Source organism: Flavobacterium sp. RHBU_24 (assembly GCF_046613695.1).
GTDB lineage: Bacteria > Bacteroidota > Bacteroidia > Flavobacteriales > Flavobacteriaceae > Flavobacterium.
On sequence record NZ_JBKJHD010000010.1, the window covers coordinates 137,843 to 157,692 of the forward strand.

Annotated in this window: 13 protein-coding genes; 8 read left to right on the forward strand and 5 right to left on the reverse strand. The window is 41.1% G+C overall.

Annotated elements, in window-relative coordinates; genetic code table 11:
- Together porV and porU are read right to left on the reverse strand one after the other, a co-directional pair.
- Positions 1 to 1,218 (reverse strand): type IX secretion system outer membrane channel protein PorV, encoded by a 1,218-nt coding sequence (gene porV, locus ACLI09_RS11670; protein WP_411419803.1) that lies wholly within the window; start codon positions 1,216 to 1,218, stop codon positions 1 to 3.
- Positions 1,219 to 1,259: 41 nt separating this feature from the next.
- Positions 1,260 to 5,135, reverse strand: coding sequence for a type IX secretion system sortase PorU (porU, locus tag ACLI09_RS11675; RefSeq protein ID WP_411419804.1), 3,876 nt, complete (start codon positions 5,133 to 5,135; stop codon positions 1,260 to 1,262).
- A 201-nt stretch (positions 5,136 to 5,336) separates the two neighbouring features.
- Between porU and gldJ the strand changes: the two genes are divergently transcribed.
- The 7 genes from gldJ (at position 5,337) to ACLI09_RS11710 (ending at position 13,755) form a co-directional block, all read left to right on the forward strand.
- Positions 5,337 to 7,025, forward strand: coding sequence for a gliding motility lipoprotein GldJ (gene gldJ, locus ACLI09_RS11680; protein ID WP_411419805.1), 1,689 nt, complete (start codon positions 5,337 to 5,339; stop codon positions 7,023 to 7,025).
- Between the two features lie 62 nt (positions 7,026 to 7,087).
- Entirely contained in the window at positions 7,088 to 8,374 is a 1,287-nt protein-coding gene (locus ACLI09_RS11685) for a UDP-N-acetylmuramoyl-tripeptide--D-alanyl-D-alanine ligase (protein ID WP_411419806.1), read from the forward strand.
- A gap of 121 nt (positions 8,375 to 8,495) precedes the next feature.
- Complete coding sequence (locus tag ACLI09_RS11690) at positions 8,496 to 9,557, forward strand: DUF3810 domain-containing protein (protein ID WP_411419807.1); 1,062 nt, start codon at positions 8,496 to 8,498, stop codon at positions 9,555 to 9,557.
- 43 nt (positions 9,558 to 9,600) lie between these two features.
- Positions 9,601 to 10,095, forward strand: a complete 495-nt coding sequence (locus tag ACLI09_RS11695) for an RNA polymerase sigma factor (protein ID WP_411419808.1) — start codon at positions 9,601 to 9,603, stop codon at positions 10,093 to 10,095.
- Positions 10,096 to 10,104: 9 nt separating this feature from the next.
- On the forward strand, positions 10,105 to 10,692 hold the full coding sequence (locus ACLI09_RS11700; protein WP_411419809.1) for a hypothetical protein: 588 nt from the start codon (positions 10,105 to 10,107) through the stop codon (positions 10,690 to 10,692).
- Positions 10,689 to 11,537 carry a TraB/GumN family protein gene (locus ACLI09_RS11705; RefSeq protein ID WP_411419810.1) on the forward strand — a complete coding sequence of 283 codons (849 nt, stop codon included), beginning with the start codon at positions 10,689 to 10,691 and terminating at the stop codon, positions 11,535 to 11,537. Before ACLI09_RS11700 ends, ACLI09_RS11705 begins: the two co-directional genes overlap by 4 nt.
- Before the next feature lie 112 nt (positions 11,538 to 11,649).
- The gene (locus tag ACLI09_RS11710; RefSeq protein ID WP_411419811.1) at positions 11,650 to 13,755 is read left to right on the forward strand and encodes an outer membrane beta-barrel protein; all 2,106 of its coding nucleotides are present in this window, start codon (positions 11,650 to 11,652) and stop codon (positions 13,753 to 13,755) included.
- Here the strand turns inward: ACLI09_RS11710 and ACLI09_RS11715 are convergent.
- The gene (locus tag ACLI09_RS11715) at positions 13,752 to 14,564 is read right to left on the reverse strand and encodes a lysophospholipid acyltransferase family protein (protein ID WP_411419812.1); all 813 of its coding nucleotides are present in this window, start codon (positions 14,562 to 14,564) and stop codon (positions 13,752 to 13,754) included. The genes ACLI09_RS11710 and ACLI09_RS11715 overlap by 4 nt on opposite strands.
- 40 nt (positions 14,565 to 14,604) lie before the next feature.
- Entirely contained in the window at positions 14,605 to 15,246 is a 642-nt protein-coding gene (locus tag ACLI09_RS11720; RefSeq protein WP_411419813.1) for an NUDIX hydrolase, read from the reverse strand.
- A 54-nt stretch (positions 15,247 to 15,300) separates the two neighbouring features.
- Between ACLI09_RS11720 and ACLI09_RS11725 the strand changes: the two genes are divergently transcribed.
- Positions 15,301 to 15,744 (forward strand): DUF4268 domain-containing protein, encoded by a 444-nt coding sequence (locus ACLI09_RS11725; RefSeq protein ID WP_411419814.1) that lies wholly within the window; start codon positions 15,301 to 15,303, stop codon positions 15,742 to 15,744.
- A gap of 63 nt (positions 15,745 to 15,807) precedes the next feature.
- Here the strand turns inward: ACLI09_RS11725 and ACLI09_RS11730 are convergent, their stop codons facing one another.
- The gene (locus ACLI09_RS11730) at positions 15,808 to 19,113 is read right to left on the reverse strand and encodes a T9SS type B sorting domain-containing protein (protein ID WP_411419815.1); all 3,306 of its coding nucleotides are present in this window, start codon (positions 19,111 to 19,113) and stop codon (positions 15,808 to 15,810) included.
- Between the last annotated feature and the right edge of the window lie 737 nt (positions 19,114 to 19,850).

The following is a 19,850-nucleotide window of genomic DNA, read 5'->3' on the forward strand; positions in this document are numbered from 1 at the left end:
CTAATATTCGTCGTACTCGTCTCCAAAGTTAAAGGTAAGCGAAAAGCGCAGCGTATTTTCAAGCGGGTTCCTTACCGTAGAGGCAGAGAACAAGTAAGAAAGGTCGAGCCTCAACACGTTATATTTAAATCCGGCACCAAGTGAAAAGAACTTACGGGCACCTTTTAGCTGGTTTTCGTTAAAATAACCCGCGCGCAGGTTAAATGCCTGATTGTAGGTATACTCTGCACCCAGAGAGTAGGTAACTTCTTTAAGTTCTTCGCTAATACCGTCTGGTGCGTCGCCAAATGACTTAAAGATACCTGAAACCCAGTTGATGTTATTATAGTCTTCAAGTTTAGTTTGATATGCGGCACTGGCCGCAGCTTGCTCCGCGCTGTCTATATCGCCATCGCCGTTGTCATCTGTAGCGGTTACCACAGCGGGCGGCGTAGGCACTAATAATTTGGCAAATTCCAGATTAACACCTATAGTATTATACTCGTCAAAAATAAAGTCAAAACCGGCACCAAGCCTCATATTTGCAGGCAGGAAGTTATCGTTAATGTCATTTCCGTCGTAGCTTATTTTAGGCCCCAGGTTCTGGAAGTTGATACCACCCCTCCAGCGCCCGTCAAAATCATTATATGCTGTTTCTTCGCTTTGGTAAAATCCAGAAATATCAAACGCATAAGAGTTAGCCGCACTTGCATCACTACTGCCGCCTGAGGCTTCGGGTATCCTTAAATTAGAGCTAATAAAGCGCCCTGTAACAGCCATTGAAAAACGCTCATGTAACTTAAGCGCATACGAAAGGTCTACCGCAAGTTCATTAGGGCTCCTCACTACAGGTACCTCATCAGGGCTTGGCGTTTGCCTTAGCTCTATATCACCCAGGCCAAAATAGCGGAGGCTGCCCGCAAAGGCCATACGATCTTCAAACTTATTATAGTAGGTAACCTGCCCAAGCGATATATCATTTGCAATACTGGTAAGGTATGGGGTATAACTAAATGAAACACCATGCTCCTGTAATGCAAAGGCATATTTGGACGGATTCCATTGCTGGGAATAGGCGTCGGCTGATGTGGCAACACCCTGGTCTGCCATACCGGCAGCGCGGGCATCAGCTGCGATAAGCAAAAATGGTACACCGGTGGTTATTACCCGATTATCATTTTGGGCTTTTGCAAACTGGATCCCTAAAAAGCAAAGGGCTGCTAAAAAAATCTTTTTCATTATGGGTTTTGTAAATTTAAGGGAGACAAATATACTATTTTTTACAGCAATACAAGTTTTTCAAACTTTTCTGCCCGTTTATTGCTGCTTGCTGATTTTACGGTTAATTTATAAATATATACACCTTTTCCTATTTTATCGCCAAAGTCATCGCGACCGTCCCACTTAATATCGCGGCTCAAAAAGCCATCAGTGGTTACCTGCTGGTTTATGGTCTTAACAATTTTTCCGGTGATGGTAAACACTTGTACCTGCACATCAAGCGGCTCAAAAGGGCGGTTGTGGTTAAACCAGAACTCGGTGTAGCTTACAAACGGGTTAGGATAATTAAGCACCCTTTCCAGCGTAAGCTCATCACTGCCTGCCACAACAAACTGTATTTCGGCTGTTACCAGGTTGTTATATACATCCCAAGCCTGAAACTGCAAGGTATGCAATCCTTTTTCAAGATTTACAAAAGGAAAGTTAACTTTACCACGGGTATAGTCATTTGGATCAGCAACATAATAGTCGTTCATAAGGTACGGATGGGTTTCATCACCATCAAGTATACCTATAATATCATGGCCTATACCACTTGAAGTGTTTATGCCGTGTGCATCTTCAAGATATGCCAATAAAATGGGCGCATCATTAGTAATACCGCCTGACACAAATGTTTCGTCATTCATAAACAACTTTACAATGGGTGCAGTGTTATCGGCGACTGCGCTGGTATTAATGCCACCTATCTGTATGGTATTGTTATAACCGGTTTGGTCTTCAAGCACATTGTTTTTCTTGGAATAAAAACTTACCCTGCCTGCCCCTACCGGTATACGGATGTCGCGCGGCACTACAAACCCAAAACTAAACTGCCCGTTAGTAACGGTAGCACTGCCGCGGAAAATGGTTTCGCCCAGGGTATCGAAGGGAACTTTAAGTGCATTCTCAGTGGGATGGTCATTAGCAAGGGTTGTTCTCGAAATAGGTTTATCAAAAACCGATGCTTCGAGTTCACCATTGTAACTTCCAAGGGTATTTCCACTTTCATCTGTAACCCTGCCCGACAGCTTGGCATAAGCAAGCGATTGTAATGTTCCTGTAAACTGCGAAACAGGTATATCGTTTATTGCGGTAAGCACCACATTAATTTTCGGTATGGCCAGCATGAGGGCCGGGTCGCCAATAAATGAGGTAACATTTACAAACTGCCCCCCTTCATGGGCCGCCTTTGTGCGGCGTAGTGCCTCGGCCATACTGGGATAATTATATGTATTATTCTGCTGGTACGAATAGAGGTAGCCCGAAAGTTCTCTGTTAAGCGTTAAGGCATCGCTTACATATATAGCCCTTGTTGTGGTAATCATTGCTATGGCACCACCGGAGGGATTTTTATAAAGCAGTTCACCCACAGACTCAAGGTACGGGTTGTCAAACTTGGTGAGGTCGCAGGTGGTGGTAATAAACAGCGGGTATTTATACCTATTAGTTAAATCAGGTGCATCGCCCGACTCAAATATCCGTTCGGTTGCCATGCCGCCCGGCCCGCCATGGCCCAGGTAGTTTACCACCAGCGCGCCATAATTAATGTAGCGTAATAGCTGCTCTTTTGCCTCAGGGTAGCGCTGCCCGCCTGATGAAGCCTGCTGTACATATGCATCCATATACACCTTTCTTACATTAACAAAGGGCTTATTTGCAGTAATTGAACCAGAAATTGAATCAAGCGTTGGCATAAAAACGCTATCTGATGTTGGGATATCCGGGTCATCGGCAAGCATTATATATTCGTTTCTCCACCTACCGTAAGATTCTTCGCTAAGGTATTCAACCACTTTATTTACCATTACCTCCGCATCATTTGTGGTTGTTACGAGCATACGGCCCACCGCTATATCAAGGCCATAGTTGCTGCTGGTTGTCATAGCGCCTTCATCTTCATCCATGGCGCCGTAAAAATCATCGGTAACAAAGGTTTGTATAATACTGTAGTTAAGCAAACTATCCTGCGAAAGGTTAATAGCATGCACTATGGGCACAATATTGGTATTTCGCGGTATACGGTTTTTATAATCAAAAGAGGCTTCACCAAAAAGGTTAAGGTACTTTATGCGTTTGGCTGGCGTTGAGGCATTAAAATAAACATAGCGCATAAAATTGCGTATCGCGCCTATATCCTGCTGGCCTGACGAAAACTCCTGGTATATGTCTTCAAGCTTTACCACCTTAACTACCATGCTCTCGCGCTCCCTATGGATGTTTGCCAGCTTTTCTGCGCTTGCCGTTAAAAATTCGGGGGCTACGATGACATAGTCTATGTCCTGAAACTGCCCCTGGGCATTTTTAAATATAGTCCCTTTAAGATTCTGGGCGGCTACACGGGTTTTGCCTTCGCGCAGCGGAGTCATATAATCTGTGGGTACCACCGTTACATACTCACGTGCCATGCCTCCATCTGCCTTAAACGAGAACGATGCTGCCTCCTCATCATTAATGGCGGCTGTAGCATTATAAATATCCGTAACATCCCATACCTCGCTAATACCAGAAGCATTTGTAAAGTTATATTGTATGGCGCCTAATAGTGTATTTGCAGCACGGTAGCGGAACCTGAACTGTTTTCCGCTGCCTTTTAGGTTTCTTTTTGCCTCTATAATTATATAGTCCAGCCACGCATTAGCCGCCGGCACGCCACCGTTATTATACGCCAGTTTTATTGTATTATCAATACCTGATGCCGTAAAGGTGCCACTGTAAAAACCATCAACACCAAATATTTGCGATTGGTTTGTATTAGCGGCAAAACTTATTGCGCCTAAGGCAGTATTATTAGCAGAAACAGCCATAGTAGACGCGGCCACCGAATTAGCCGCTGCGCTAACCCTTATCTTTACCGGGCTGCCGGTAGCAATATCAGGTATAGCAAAAGTGAAGCTTTGTTCATTCTCTAAAGTAAAATCCTCCCCGTGCCACTTACGTCCCAGGCGTGCTATGTTAACCTTATCTTCTTCAAAAAACTGGTAATCATCAAATGTATCTAAAGTAAGTACAGGATTACCCGCAGGTTGTACCATTGGCTGTATGCGCTTGCCGTTTCCTGTTCCGGTTGTTACATAATAATATGCGCGATCAGTAAAAAGGTTATTATTAGTACCGCTCTCGGCATTCCAGTTGTCTACACCCTCAGCATAAAAAAGTATATAGTCTCCACCGTCAAACTTACCATCCTCTTCCCCTATAAACCTTATCGCATTTTCGGCAAGGTCCATGGGGTAGTCGGCAGCATTTGCCATGGGCAACATACGGCCGCCGTTTCCGTATATCCTTATACTGCGGGGATCTACATTGGCATCAAATCCCAGTCCCTGTAAAAAACTCCGGGTTAGCTTGTAAACACCCGATTTTTCTACATAAAATTTATAAAAACTACTTGTAGACAGCACCGAGTTTGATATAGGCGGTATAATAGCCTGGGCACTACGGTTTGTATTTTGCGCATACGACCAGGAGTAGGAAAATGATTTTAGCCTCTTATAGCCGCTCCCGTCTTTAATAACAGGGCTTAAACGCAAAAAAGCACTCCACTCCCCTCGTGAGTTTATGCTTTTAAACACCGGGGTTATAGCGTTGGGTAGTGCCGCCCTGTTAAGGCTGCCAAGGCTGGCTGCGGGTAGACTCTCATAGACGGTATTATAAATACGTATAGAGGCTTCGTTAGCTTTTGCCTTGGCATCTATATGCATGTTAAAAAAAAGCTCATTGCTGCCTGCCCTGAAATCCATATAACTTGCGTTAAAATGGGGCACCGAAAATTTTTGGTCGCCAATGGTAATTTCCTTAACTTCATCCCACCTTAAAACCACTTCACCGCCCTGCTGGGCAAGAGATAATGCAGAAAAGAGTAATAATATAGATATAATGCCGTTTTTCATCATGAGGAGAACGCAGATTGAACCGTATTATTACGGAACAAAAAAAATTATTTAATAATTGTAACTGCAATATTAGTTCAAAACTGGCGTTATTAAAACGTACATTTAACATAATTTTGGATTTTTAGCAAAAATTTTAAAACAGTGTTGCAGTTTAATGGTTAATTATTATATTGCGCCACGAAATTATTTACTTACGGAAAGATGAAAGTTAACAAAATCACGGCTTTAAACATGTTGCTTGCGTTAGCGGTAACATTGGGTTTTACCAGCTGCAGCAAAAAGAGCTCAGGTGGAGGCAACACCTCAAGTGCTACGGGATGGAAAATCAATGACAAGAAAGGTGGTTTCCAGCACAACTCTAAGTACAAGAAACAGGAGGCAGCTCCGGGTCTTGTGGCAGTGGAAGGTGGAACCTTTACCATGGGAAGGGTTCAGGACGATGTAATGCACGATTGGAACAACACGCCAACGCAACAGCACGTACAATCTTTCTTTATGGATGAAACAGAGGTTACCAATGTAATGTACATGGAATACCTTGATTGGCTTAAAAGGGTATTTCCACCAACAGAGGAAAACTATAAAAATATATATGTAGGCGCACTGCCCGACACGCTTGTGTGGAGAAGCGCGCTTGGATATAACGAAACCATGACTAACAACTACTTAAGGCACCCTGCTTACAGCGAATACCCTGTAGTAGGCGTAAGCTGGATACAGGCTGTAGAGTTTAGTAAATGGAGAACAGACCGTGTAAACGAAGGCGTGCTTGAAAAAGAAGGCTATCTTAAAAAAGATGCAAAACTTACCGATGTAACTGCCGAAAGTACCTTTAGTACAGAGTCTTACCTTGAGAGTCCTAATAAAAGTTTTGGCGGTAACGAGGAGATTGTTTACAAAGGCAAAGGCAATAAGCTAAACGGAAATGAAGAAGCTAAAAACGTGTATGCCCAAAGGACATCAGGCCTTATACTACCTGAATACAGGCTGCCTACTGAGGCAGAATGGGAATATGCTGCGATATCTCTTGTAGGTAACCGTGAATATAACTTATACAGGGGTAATAAAAAATACCCATGGAAAGGATCTTATACCCGCAATGGTAAAAGGACTAAAAGGGGCGACCAACTTGCTAACTTTAAGCAAGGTAAAGGTGACTACGGCGGAATTGCAGGCTGGAGTGATGACAACGCTGATATTACTGCACCTGTAAAATCATACCCACCAAACGACTTTGGACTTTATGATATGGCCGGTAACGTAGCCGAGTGGGTTGCCGACGTATACCGTCCAATGGTAGACGACGAAGGTAACGATTTTAACTACTACAGGGGTAACGTTTATATGAAAAACAAAATAGGTGAAGACGGAAGGGCTGAACTTGTAACACCTGAAACTATTGAGTATGACACCCTTGCAAATGGCCGCATACAGTACAGGAGCCTTCCGGGTCAGATAGCGGTAGAGCCTATTACCGAAGAAGATGCTTACCTACGCCAGAATTATACAAGGGGCGATAACCGTAACTACAACGACGGTGATAAAAAATCTATCCGTGATTACTACAAATTTGGTGCAGAAGATGGAAATTCTCCTGACAGTAAATACACCGAAAAAATGTACAACTCACCACAAAATTATGTAGGTGTTAGTAAAGACTCTGCGAATGAAGGCAGCATGGTTAAAAAACTTGATACCAAAGTAAGGACAACCCTTATAAATGATGACGTAAGGATTTTTAAAGGCGGATCATGGAGAGACAGGGCTTACTGGTTAGACCCTGCCCAAAGAAGGTACTACCCGCAGGATATGGCTACAGACTACATCGGTTTTAGGTGTGCCATGTCTAAAGTAGGCCCTAAAAACAATAAAAAAACTGCCAGAAACTAATTCTGCAACAGATAAACTTTAAAAATAATGCCCTAATTTTAGGGCATTATTTTTTTATATATATGACTGATATTACACAGCTGTACAGCTACTTTATAAACAGTACCGGTATTAGCACAGACACTCGCAAAATAATACCCGGTTGCCTGTTTGTAGCCCTTAAAGGCGAACGATTTGACGCCAATACCTTTGCCACACAGGCATTGCATCTGGGTGCATCTTGTGTAGTTATAGATAACCCGGCTTATAAAACGGATGACCGAATGTTACTGGTGGCAGACAGTCTTACGGCACTGCAACAACTTGCACTGTACCACCGCAGGGAATTGGGCCTGCCTGTAATAGCCCTTACCGGAAGCAATGGGAAAACAACTACTAAAGAACTCATCAACGCTGTACTTAGTAAAAAATACAGTACTACGGCCACAATAGGCAACCTTAACAACCACATTGGCGTACCACTTACACTTTTGTCATTTACAAAAGAGACAGAAATAGGCATTGTGGAAATGGGCGCTAATCATCAAAAAGAAATTGAATTTCTATGCAGTTTAGCCGAGCCAAATTTTGGCTATATAACTAATTTTGGAAAAGCACACCTGGAAGGCTTTGGTGGGTTTGAAGGCGTTATCAAAGGAAAAAGTGAATTGTATAGTTATCTGCATGCGCAAACTAAAATGGCATTTGTAAACCTTGATGATAATATTCAGCATGAAAAGACGAAAGAATTGCCCCGATTTACATTTTCGGCCGGGGCACACAATGCCGATGTATTATTAGATACCATAGAAGCAAACCCAATGGTTAGCCTGTATTATAAAAGCCTGCACATACAATCAAACCTTATTGGGCTGTATAACGCAGCAAATATAAGTGCCGCAATCACCATAGGGGCTTACTTTAATGTGCCGGACAATCTTATAAAGGATGCAATTGAAGGCTATGTACCCGCTAATAACCGCTCGCAAATAATAGAAAAAGGCAGTAACCACATTATACTGGATGCTTATAATGCCAATCCCAGCAGCATGGCGGCAGCTATCAGTAATTTTATACAACTGGATCTTAAAAATAAGATTGCATTTTTAGGGGATATGTTTGAACTTGGCCCCGAAAGCCCTGAAGAGCATAAAAAAATAATTGGGTTGTTAGCCGACGAAGATGATATTACGGTGTATTTTATTGGCAAGGATTTTTATGCCAACAAAATAAACAAACCCCATACCCATTTTTTCAAAGATTTTGAATACTTAAAAGAGTATTTGGGTACGCCAAATTTCATCCACAAAACAATATTGGTAAAAGGCAGCCGGGGCATGGCTCTTGAGCGTATTCTAGATTTACTTTAATACCGTTAATATTCAACTTGCGGCTTAAATCACGGAGCAGCATTCAAAATGCTCAGTTCTACAATTATAATAAATTACAAAAAATAGTAATTATATTTACTCAACCTTTTTACAGAGCACAATGACCCGTACTAAAATCCTAGCACTGCTTTTACCGGTACAAGTACTTATTGTTAACGTGCTTTCTTACTTTCCTGAGTTTGTAGAAACTTATTACAGCAATGGTATTTTCGTGTACATCAGCAGGTTTGAGCGTATTGTGTTTGGGTGGGCTGGTTTTTCAATAGGTGATCTGATATATGGCATTGCGATACTTGCCGCGTTCCGCTGGCTGTGGAACACAAGAAAAACCTGGCGTAAAAAGTATGGCCAAAACCTTACCAGTATCGCTGCCTGTCTTTCGGTAGTATATTTTTTGTTCACGCTGTTGTGGGCACTCAACTACCGCCGTATGCCGCTATATAAAAAAATGGGTATAGAGCGTGAGTATACCGAGCAGGCACTTATTGACTTTACCAAAAGGCTTATCGACAAGACCAACGCTATACATTCGCAAATAGAAAAAAATGATTCTGTTAAAGTGCTTGTTCCTTATACTGTAGAACAAATTTACAGCCTCTCCCCTGCTGCTTATAATGGCCTTGAAAAAAAATTCCCTTACTTTGCCTACAGCCATGCGAGCGTCAAGTCAAGCCTTATGAGCGTGCCGCTGTCATACATGGGTTTTGGTGGTTACCTAAACCCGTTTACTAACGAGGCTCAGGTAAACCTAAAACTGCCACTGTATAACTACCCGGCCACGGTGTGCCACGAAATGAGCCACCAGATAGGCTATGCTAATGAAAGCGAGGCAAATTTTATAGGTTACATGGCTAATGTGCATAGTAATGATGCATATTTTAAATATTCCGGCTACAGCTTTGCGTTGCGCTACTGTATCAATAATATTGCAAAATTTGATGAGGCCAGGGCCAAAAGCCTGTTGCCACTTATCCATCCCGGTATAAGGAAGAACTTTCAGGAGAGTAAAGATTTCAACAAAAAATACGAGTCCTTTATAGAGGATATATTTGAGTATTTTTATGACCATTATTTGAAGGCCAATGAGCAGAAAGACGGCCTCGAAACCTACAGCAAGTTTACCGGGCTGCTGGTAAACTACTATAAGGATAAAGAATTGTAGCAAACTGCTGTAACAATTTTCATCCGGCACATACTTATAGCGCATGAGTTCAGGTATCGAAAAGGCATTTGTACAACAACTTCAGGAACATCAAAACCTGATACACAAAATTTGCAGGCTCTACACAAGTGATGAAGACGCCCATAAAGACCTTTTCCAGGAAATTACCATACAGCTCTGGAAAGCCTACCCGCAATTTAGGGGGGATTCTAAATTTACCACCTGGGCCTACCGTGTAGCCCTTAACACTGCCATTACACTTTACCGCAAAAAGGGCCGCACGCCCTATACCGTGGAGTTTGACAACAAAATCCACAAGATAGACCAGGACGATTATAACTATGAAGAGGAAGAACATATTAAGCAACTTTACAGCGCGGTACAACAACTTAATGATATAGAAAAAGCACTGGTATTTATGTACCTTGAAGATAAAGATTATACTGAGATAGCCGAAACCCTGGGGATTAGCGAGGTTAATGCCCGCGTAAAAATGAACAGGATAAAAGGTAAACTGAAAAAAATATTAAATCCGTAAGGAGGAAAAATGGACGAACTTGATAAATTAAAAAGCCACTGGAAGAACAGCCAGGAAACCTACCCACAGGTTTCTGAAAGCGATATTTATGCCATGCTGCATAAGCGGTCTTCCTCTATTGTAAGATGGATTCTTATAATAAGCATCATAGAGCTTGCCTTTTGGGCAATAGGGCCTGTGGTAAGCCCATACATGAGTAAAGACGATTTACAGCTACCCCGTATCGTATCGGTACTTGATTATATAAATTACACCATACTGGGCGTGTTCATTACACTGTTTTACATCAATTACCGAAAAATATCGGCCGAAAAACCGGTAAAGGAACTGCTGCGAAATATTATCACCGTACGCCGCATTGTGCGTGCCTATATGTTTTACATAATAGGCACTATCACTTTTATATTGATTTATACCCTTTTTACCGACCTTAATTATAACCCGGATACTGACGATGTAAGCGTATTGCTAACCGGTATAGTAGTTGTGATTTTGATGCTGCTCCTGGCCATTTTTATTTACAACATACTATATGGAAGGCTGCTGCGAAAACTGAATAAAAACTACAGGGAACTCGAAAAAATTCAGGGGAAATGAAAAAAATAATTTTTGCAGTTAGTACATTATTGATTTCTGCTATTGGCTTTAGCCAAAAACTTGACAACGCACTGCTGTGGAAGATAAGCGGCAATGGGCTTATAAAGCCATCATACCTTTTTGGCACCATGCATATTACATGTGATGCCACTTTAGAAGCCAACGTTCTGGCCGCACTTGATGCTACCGGGCAACTCTATCTTGAAGTAAAAATGGACGACCCCGCCCTACAGGCTAAAATGATGCAGGGTGCCCTGATGAAAGATGGCCAAAAAATGAGCCAGCTGGCCGCCCCTGAGGATTTTGAACTGGTAAATAAATTCCTGAACGAAAACATTGGGATGCCCGCCACACTGCTGGACGCCTTTAAGCCCGGATTGATCAGCATGATGATAGTACCAAAAGCGCTGGATTGCCCGGCTGAATCGGTAGAAATGAACCTAATGAGTATAAGCACGGAACAGGGTGAGGAAATGTTTGGGCTGGAAACTATAGAATACCAATTGGCTATTTTTGATGCGATACCCTACAAGGAACAAATGGATGAACTTGTAAAAATGGCTAAAGAAGGAATGGGCGAACAAATAAAAGCCAATAAAGAACTTAACGCGATTTACAAGAGTAAAGACCTTAACGCGATTTCTGATTATATAGCCAAAGAAGATGAAATTGCCCACAGCGACATTATGCTCGAAGGCCGTAATAAAAACTGGATACCTACAATAGAAGAAGCGGCTAAGGCGAAAGCGACTTTTTTTGGGATAGGCGCCGCCCACCTTGCAGGCGATAAGGGCGTGATAATGCTGCTACGCAAAAAAGGGTATAAAGTAGAGGCCGTTAAGTAAAATCAACTCATTTGTAACCATTCCGGAAAAACCGGGTATCGGCAAGCTATATGGTATAATAATTTATTTTACAGGAAATTTCAATCAATCACCAATCAATCACCAATCAAATATGAAACCACTGTTGCTTACAGGCACATTGTTGCTGTGCACTATAGGTATGTTTGCGCAAAACGAAAAAGACAGTATTGCCGAAACAAAGACAGAACTTAATGAAATTGTTGTAGAAAAAAAGAAAAAGGCAGTAGAACGAAAGGCCGACCGTACTATTTTTGACTTTTCTGAACAGGCACACCTTAATTCCGGCTCACTGCTTGAAGGCCTTAAGAAACTTCCCGGCCTAATTATATCTGATATGGTAGGGATGCTCTACCAGGGCAAACAGCTGCAGGTGTATATGGATGGCCGCCCGCTAAATATCTATTCAAACGAACTGGTATCGTATCTGGAAGGCCTACCCGCAAACTCTATTGAAAAAGTAGAAATTATTACCAACCCCGGCGCAGAATTTCCTGCCACATCGGGCGGGGCGATTATAAATATTGTTACTTCAAAAAAGGTTAATAAATACCTTAGCGCTACTTATTCTAACGGTTTTGGCTATACAAATTACGATAAGTCGCGCTACCGTTTTAACAACAGTATGACGGTAAGCGCAGCAAATAAACTGTTTAGCTGGCAGTTGCAGGGTGGGCAAAACTATAGCGAAAATTTCAGGGAAACAAAATTCAATAACCAGGATGTTGTACTGAGCAATAACTACAGCGATAGGGTAAACGGTTATTATTACCTAAACTCCGGGCTTAAGTTTGACCTGAAAAAAGACAGGCTACTTGTAAATTATAACCTGAGTACCAGCAATAATGCGGCCCATATTGAAGCCGAGGGAGAAGGTTTTACGGCCGATGACAAGGGCAAGACAAAATCGTACTACCATGATGTGGCACTTACCTATCAAAAGCGTTTTGACAATCCAATGAGGAAGCTGGATTTTCAGTTTTCGTTTAACGACTCAAAAAACAAATTCGACCAGCAATCGCGCCTTACGGGTTTTAACGCTTTGAACAATAAAACCAGCCAGGATTTTTACCAGTTTAAAACGGACTATAATCAGGAACTTAGCTTTTTAGACAAATCTAAGCTTAGCATAGGTGTGCTGGCGGATCGTCTTGACTTTGAGGCAATAAACTTCGGCACAAAAAACCTGGATTACAATCGTACAACCGGGGCCGCCTACGCCGAAGGTCAGGCTAATTATAAAAATTTTCAGTTTATAGCGGGATTGCGCCTTGAGAGCTATAACATAGAAGGCACTACCGATACCGCTGACCTTATACCATTTAGAAAAACCCGCCTCTTTCCTAACGGTACCATACAATACTCTTTAATGGAGCAGGTGTATGCCAAAATAAACTATAACAACAAGATACAGCTGCCCAATACGAGTTCGCTTAACCCTAATAACACCAACTACCAAAACCCTAACGTAGGCTTTTTTGGTAACCCAAACCTTGACCCCACCATTTACAACAATTATGAGTTAAATCTTAGCGCTTTTGAATATTTCACCATAAGCTATGGCATTACCGACACCAAAAACCAGGTTATTAACCGGATGATATTGACTACAGACAATGCATTTGCCAGCATTACCGAAAACCTGCCTGAGGGAACAGTGCGGAATTTTAACATAGGGATACCTGTGCCCTTTATGCTGTTTACCAAAGGCCTGAAACAAACCCTGCAAATGGACTTTAATCCCGATGAAATCAACTTTTTGTATCTTTATGCGGGCAACCAAAAGTATGTAATACCGGGAATCGACACAAAAAGCATTTGGGAGTACAATGTTTCAGCGCAGGTATTATTGCCTGCAAAAGTAAAACTGAATGCTAATTTCAACACCTCTAATACCGGTGGAAATTACTACTACTATACTGTAAAAAGGCCGCTGTACCAGCAGCTAAACCTTACTTTTTCTAAAAAATTCCTATCAGACGCGCTTTCTGCATCATTATATGTAAATGATATTTTAAATATAAACAAGCAAGGGTTTGGAATTTACGGCACGCCGCTTTCTTATACCGAAAAGTATGACTCAAGGCGATTCGGTATTTCATTCAACTATAAAATACCTACCAAAAATAAACCGGATAGGGAAACGAATCTTATAAACAGTGGAAGCCAGCCGGGCGAACAAAACAAGATAGGAAATTAATACCCACCCCATTCCCTTTGCTTATTTAGTTCCTCGTTAGCTTCAAGCACTTCAAGCGGGATAACTTTTAAAAAGCTGGGGTGTTGCTCTATGGCATATTCTATTTTCTCTACAATCTGGTCGATAGTTTCGTTATCGTAGTCAATATCTAATGGTTCTTTGATAATGAATGACTGGAAGATACCCTTCTTTTTAAGGCGCAGCCCTTTTTTATCAAACGAGCGCCGAAATCCGTCTATAACAATCGGTACTACTATGGGCTTGTGCTGCTTTATGATGTGTGCCGTGCCCTTACGGATGGGCTTAAAGGGCTTGGTAGTACCCTGCGGAAAGGTAATTACCCAGCCGTCTTCCAGCGCTATGCGTATGTTTTCGGTATCGTTAGGGTTTACGTCTCTTTTTTCAGTTACATCCTTACCCCCCGCCCTCCAGGTACGCTCTACCGAAATAGCACCGGCATAGGACAAAATCCTCGGCAGCAAGCCCGATTTCATCGTTTCTTTAGCAGCAACATAATAAATATTTAGCTTGGGTTTCCAGAGGTAGCCTATGTTATTAATGTCGTTTTCACGCCCTTTAAGGCTGGCGTTAAACACATGGAACATGGCCACGACATCAGCAAAATACGTTTGGTGGTTCGATATAAACAATACATTTGTATGGGGTAGCTTCCTTATAACCTCCGAGCCCTCTATTTCAAGGCGGTTAAAACCACGGTAGCGGCGGTGCGTCATTGCCCCAAATACCCGTATCATCCACCGTTTTAAAAACAAAATATGTCCGAACGGATTTCTCTTAAATAAACCCATAATATATAGCAAAGTAAGCTACAAATTTACGAAAACGATATTATTTAATTGCTGTTTTTATTGTTTCTTTAAGTTCGCTCAAAATCATGGCGGTGGCTCCCCACACCACGTGCCCGTTTACTAAAAACGCGGGTACATTAACACTTATACCAGATTCCGTATATATGGGTGCCGATATTAGTATGGCATCGTCAAGCAGCATGCTTAATGGCAACTCAATAATTTCTGAGACTTCCCGCACATCGGCTACAAAATCAGGTTCACCCTGTAATATGCCCAGGTATGGTGCTACTAAAAAATTGCTGGGTGGTATATAGATTTCGGTAAAGGGCATCGCCAGGTGCACATCTTCCTGCCTTACCCCTATTTCTTCGTTAGCCTCACGCAGGGCTGTGTAAGAAAGGTCTTTATCAGTAAGCTCCATCTTACCTCCGGGAAATGATATTTGTGCCGAATGCACACCCTTATAGGCATTACGCTTAATGAGCACCAGGCAAGCTCGCCGCTCTTTTTCATACACCAGCATAAGTACGGCAGACTTTCTTGGGTTGTATTTAAGGTAATAACCGGGCTCAAGTGTTATCTTACGGCCTTCGGGTGCCATTTTTATGTGCGCAGCAAAAGCCGGTAACTGCTCTTTTAGTACCTTTGGCAGTACATTTATAAAATCAGAAAAAAGCATGTTTGTATCAGTAATTATTAAAGGTACAAAAAAGCATGCAAAAACAGCCTATTTATGTTTAGCAAAGCGGAAGCCCAATTAATGAAAAAAGAGTTCTGGACGGCTTTTGCCGAAGCCTATCCCCGGAAATGGTTATTATATAACACTAAGATTAAAGATGTATCGTTCAAATTTTATGTAGATAATAAAAAAGCCCAGGTGCTGCTTGACATAGAACCAAAAGAAGACGAAAAACGAAAGATATATTTTGAAAAAATAGAGTCGCTTAAAAGCATACTCCTTGAGGAATTTTTGCCCGAAGCCATATTTGAGCGCGACTTTTACCTGGAAAACGGCAAGATTATAAGCCGTGTATGGGTAGAACTTAGCGGCATAAGCCTTTATAACAGGGCCAGCTGGGCGGCTACTTTCCGGTTTTTCTCTTTAACTATGGATTCCTTTGAGCGTTTTTTTTATGAGTATGAAGATTACATACGCGACCTCAATATCAATACCTGACTACCGCGCACAAAAAATCCCCCCAGGATGCTTTGGGGGGATTTAAGTACACTTAACTAATAACTACCTAAGCATGCTGAAGTGTCCCCGCAGCTGGCGTCCGTCTTCCCTGTTTACCACAAACCAGTAATCTGTACTCGGTAGTTGGACACCGTTAAGACTACCATCCCAGCCATCGCTGGTAGCGTTCAGTGTGGTAATAAGTTTTCCGTACCTGTCAAAAATAGCTACATTAAAGTGTGGTTCCATAAAGGAATATTTTATATGCCATTTGTCGTGCTGGCCGTCTCCATTAGGCGTAAAGTAATTAGGGTAGTGTAACAATACTACTTCTTCTTTGCTTATACCACATCCGGCTTTGTCTTTTACAAACACAGTATATATACCGGGTTTAAGGCCTGTAAATACATTGTCTTCCTGATAATTTTGTCCATCAATAGAGTACTGGTAATCGCCCTCCTCTTCGGTACTTACAGTTATCATGTTTTCATCAAGGGTCCAGTCTGAAGTTTCTATATCTCTGATATTGGGCGTAAAAGACTCCTCAACATCAATTGATGTAGTACCGGTGCAATATGAGGTGCCATAACTTCTTGTTACCTCTACAGTGTATGTGCCCGGCTCTGTCACTTTTATTGTCCGTGTTGTTTCGCCATTACTCCAGCGGTAGCTGTCAAAGCCTGCCTTAGCTGTAAGAGACAGTTCTTTACCATCACAAATAGTACCTGCTGCTTGTATATCTACTGTTTGCGTGTCGCCAGTATATAGCCTTACCGATTTACTGCTGTCATGGCAAATGGTTACAATATTATTAACTAACCTTATAAATATCTGCTGGCCGTTTACTACGCTTGTGTAGGTAGTAGGCAGTGCATTCACACCCGCATCGGCATCTTCTGCGGTAAGATGGTAGGTAATAGTATACATAGAGCTGTAAAGGGGGCCTAATATAGCAGCATCAAGGTCGGTAAGGTTAAAAACATTATTAACAGGCATGCCTACATCGGTACAATTAACCAAATCGGCCGGTTGCTGCGCTTCACTTATAGATGGAAGCTCCTGCACATTATATCCCTGTGTAATTATATTACCACAATCATCTTCTATGGCAAATACATATTCTCCCGGCTCAAGGTTAGTAAATATATTACTGCTACCGTTATTAAAGTTTATGTTAACTCCATTTTTAGATTTTATACTGAACTTAGTAGGGAAACCACCAACCTCCAGGGCAACATCATTTGGCTGGCCCTGGCAGGCAAGCGTATATGCTGCATTTATAGTTAGCACATCGGTATAATTAAATGGCGTAAAGGTTTCTACGCAAATTGTATTAACATTAGTACCGTTGCCAAAGGATTCAAATTTCTTAACAACCCTAAACTTGCCTGTAAAGGCTAAATTAGATTTTTCTGCATTATTATACAGCCGTATGGCGTTTGCGTTAGTAGGCTCCATGCCTTCGGTATAGCTTCCTCCGGTTTGTGGGTGTCCCCAGCTGTTAGTTGCAGGAAAGTATTTTTGCAGCCAGTAAGTAGCACCTTCAAGGCCATTGCTTTCGTCTTTTATTTTAACTTTAAAAGTACCGCAATATGGAGTAAAACTGTATGGATCTGTTGGGCGTAAATAACCTTCTACATTTACTTCTTTATCTCCAATCACCCCACACACGTCTGTACCCTGAAATTTGTATGTTCCTTCAGGAAGGTTATTCAGGTATAAGTCGCCATCACTATTAAGGCTCGAAGTAACATCATATGGCAAGGTTTGCCCAAAAGCAGCCGGCGCGGCAATAATTTTTACATTTGTAATATCTCCGTTGCCACTTCTGAAGCGGACACCCCCAAAGTGCTCTTCGCAAGAGGGCAAGGCTGCAATATTGTAGCCTTTATCTCTATATTCAGGAACTATAACTGTTTTTGTATATTCAAAACCGCAGTCGTCTGTAAAGGTTATGGTATACTTACCTAATGGAAGATTCAATAATTTTATGCCGCCTTGTGTAGTAATGTTTGAATCGATATTTTGAGGTAAAGTAGCCGGGTAAGTAGAATTAGGGTTTAGCAACTCGACTGTCACTAAGGTTGCCGAAACAATTTTTTGCGGCGGCACCTGTATAGATAAGTACCCAAAATCTGAAAAGCATCCGTTATTAACGCCACTACCACTAGGCACGGGCTTAATAAATTCTATAAGTAATGATGCAGTAGCAGTCCTTCCGCAAAAATCGGTTATCTCTACTTCATAGTTGCCAAATGGGACTGAATGCGTAGCATCACCAAAACTTACACTTGCTTCGGTAAACGGCCCCTCTGGGTTGGTTATATAGTCCTGCGGGATAAAACCTTCAGGATAACTTAAAAAATTAAGTGAATAAGGCCCAATGTATTTTGAAGCGTTTACAATAAGAAACTTTTCGGCACACTTTGCATCACCCGTACTTAGCGATAAGCCAATAGCAGGGTCTACAACATTGTCATTTTTTGCATAAGAAGCATTACAGTTGTCGCTAACAGAAAGTTCAAAAGTATATGATTCTGTTAAATGACGTGGCACGACGACACTCACCTCAAGGGCATTTTCGCTACCCGTTTCAAAAATTTGATTGATTTCAATATTAGAACCGTTAATGTCCAGAATAGGTAATGTATGCTTAACAGTTAAAGGATAATTAATAGGCCCCGAAGATGGTGTAATGGTATTTATTACCCTGATAGAATCGCAAATACCTACCGGCATATCCTGATACACCGGATCAGAAATGTTTAGTGTAGAATTAATTACCGAAAGCGTATATGTTTTCACTTTGCCTACGCCACATTCGTTAAATGCGCGTATTTTATAAGTCCCCCCTGGTAGGTCATCAAATGTAGTAGAAGCCTGTAACGGCCTGGTTACCGGGCCAGAGGTAATTTCGCATTGCGCTATAGTACCGGATACCGCAGCTAAGGTTATTGCACCACCCTGCGCACAATTGTGATTTAAGGACGACACATTGAAACTAAAAGTACCAATGCTGTTATCAATAGTTACCGTTTCTTCCTTAGAATTAAGCAGGCTCCCAAAAGATTGTATTGCCACAACCTTATAATTTCCTGCTACAAGGCCACCCAGGTAGTTTGTTGATGTTAAAATTGAAAATGGATTATTTACTTCGGGGAGTTTAAAAACCTTGTATACAATAATAGCATTTGGAGTAGTACCCGACGCAGATACCGTTAACGACCCATTTCCGCGGCATGTTTCGTCGGTTTTTGTAACGTTTAATATAAAATCAGAAAGTTGTGCATGCAATTGTACAGAAAACAAACACACTAGTAGTACTACGTAAGATGTAATTTTGCTCATGTCGTAAATCATTAATTTCATTATTCATCTTTTGTAAGAAAGCATTCGTTTTCATTTCCTTAATTTATTTAGGCATTTCTTACATGACAATGTTAGCAAAATTCAAAACATAAATAATTGATAATTAATACATTACAACGTTATTTCATCGGCATTTCTGACATTATCTATTTAATAGATATTATGTAAAATTTTAAGTGCTTGAAAATAAGATAGTAATAAAAGCAATAGCTTTTTTTTACATTTATAACCCGAACGTTTAAAAAATAAATATCCTGCCGCTTATCGTGTGAAATAAACGTTTCATCGAAAAAAGAATTTCATTTTGATTTATTTAGTAGTCGATTTATTAAGATGAAGAAGTGGAAAATCGCTAATAGCCCTTAAAATGTACTAATATTACGTCTTATTATCGTTTCTGTAACAGGAAGTACGGACTACAAAATTACAAATAGAAATGCTATAAATGTTAATATTTTCGTAACACAATTAGAATCAAATCAGAACTAATATGATAATAAGAAAGTCAATTATTAATTAATCAAATAATTATTATCAGCATCCTATTATCTAAAAAATAGAAATTAAGCTTATTTATGTTAACATTTTTTTAACATTTTAGTGCCGGATTTAATTTAAAAAGTAAGGGATTAAAACAATTATTTGTTACTATAATTGATAGGAACAATTCACATTTGAACAAATAGAATTTTTAAAAACTCAGGGGGTATAGCTCGCATGTTTTAGTATCATAGCAA